The organism is Amycolatopsis sp. H20-H5 (assembly GCF_035828755.1).
GTDB lineage: Bacteria > Actinomycetota > Actinomycetes > Mycobacteriales > Pseudonocardiaceae > Amycolatopsis.
In genome coordinates, this window is record NZ_JAYMZS010000267.1 from 1 (window position 1) to 1,562 (window position 1,562).

Annotated in this window: 1 protein-coding gene; it reads right to left on the minus strand. The window is 66.6% G+C overall.

Features of this window, described 5'->3' with window-relative positions; all coding sequences use genetic code 11:
* Nucleotides 1–10: 10 nt before the first annotated feature.
* A complete protein-coding gene (locus QMK34_RS47380; RefSeq protein WP_326421611.1) occupies nucleotides 11–1,441 on the minus strand; it encodes an NF041680 family putative transposase in 1,431 nt (476 codons plus the stop codon).
* Nucleotides 1,442–1,562: the final 121 nt, after the last annotated feature.

A 1,562-nucleotide genomic window follows, 5' to 3' on the forward strand; every position in this document is an offset into this window, starting at 1 on the left:
AGCTTGTTGTTTAACCTGTTTGGTTCGTTGCGTTTGTGGCTCTTGTGTCCGTTTTGGGGTTCTTTCCGACGTGGCATACGACAGCGCGGTGGGTGTTTCGTGAGCCTGGTGGGCGGCCTGGGCCTGGCCTGGTGGGTTTCGGTGCGCTGGCGGGTGAGCTGGTTGCCGGTCGGATGTTGCGAAATCCCCGGCGGACCCGGGCCGGTGTCAGCCGACCTGGGCGCGCGGGTGCTCGTTCCCAGGGGCGGCGCAGGTCTTCGACGAGATGGCGCGCCAGCCGAAGCTGGGTGTAGGCGGCGATGATCAGCCAGGTCCAGCGGTCAGCGGCCTGCGGGTCACGCAGCCGCGGCCGGGTCCAGCCCAGGGTTTGTTTGAGGAAACGGAACGTGTGCTCAAGATCGAAACGGCGCAGGAACATCCGCCACAGCTGATCCGTTGTCGTGGCGTCGGCGTCGATGCCGGAGTACCACAGCCACAACGGTTTCGGTGCACCGTCGCCGGGCAGGTGCTCGACCTGCAGCCGGATCACCGTGCCCTCCATGACCGGCACGTCACCCTCGTGGTCGGCCCAGACACCACGATGGGTCAGCCTCGGGTGCAGCCGATCCCACGACCTGGCTACCGCGGTGCCGTATCTGCTGGTTTCGGTGGTCGTGGCCTGATCGGGCTCAGGCCACGACCGGGGGTCTGTGAACGCGAACTCGGGCCCGTGACGCTGGGGACGGCCGAGGGTTCCGGCGGCCCGAGGTGGCGCCGGAAACGCCATCACCCGGTCCGACCGCAGCCGCACCAGCACCGTGACCGGGAGGTCCGCCAGCAGAAACGCGAGACGAGGGCCGTCGTAGCCGGTGTCACCGACGATCCAGATCTGCGGGTCGCCCTCGCGCCAGTGCCCGGCCGCGATGAGCCCTTCGACGACTGTGCGCAGCTGGGCGGCGGCGATGGCGGTGTCCTCGTCGTCGGGTCCCAGCCGCTGGGCATCCAGGATCGCCGTCCACGACGTGCGACCCGGCTCCAACGCCACAACAAACGAGTAGGGCCACCCGGGAATCATCTGGGCGTGGCCCTTGCCGCGGGCATAGGTGTGACAGAACAGCCGCTCCGGACTGATGTTCGCGTCGGGCCGTAGCCAGTGGCTGACATCGACAGCCAGCGTGATCCGACCGTCGTCACCACGTGGAATCGACTGGCGGGCAACAACATTGCGGAACCGGCCGATATCGATCCGCCCCTGATTCACGCCGTCATACAGCGCGCCGTGACCACGCCGATGCTCCGCGGTCAGGGACAACTCCACCAGCGACGTGACCGGTCCTCCCGAACACAACACGGCGTCGCTCAACTCGAACAACGCGTCCGCACGCGCGGTCAAGCACCGGTAGAACTCCTCACGAAACCGGGACAGGTCCCCGAGCGCGCCGGCTGCGCCGGCGTCGTGCACACTGATCAACTGAGGCCCTTGGTCGATCTTCCGTCTGTAGCAAGAAGGAATGATCAACCAAGGGCCTCACCCATGACCAACCGGGGCCCCCACCAGACACCACCTGGTTAAACAACAAGCT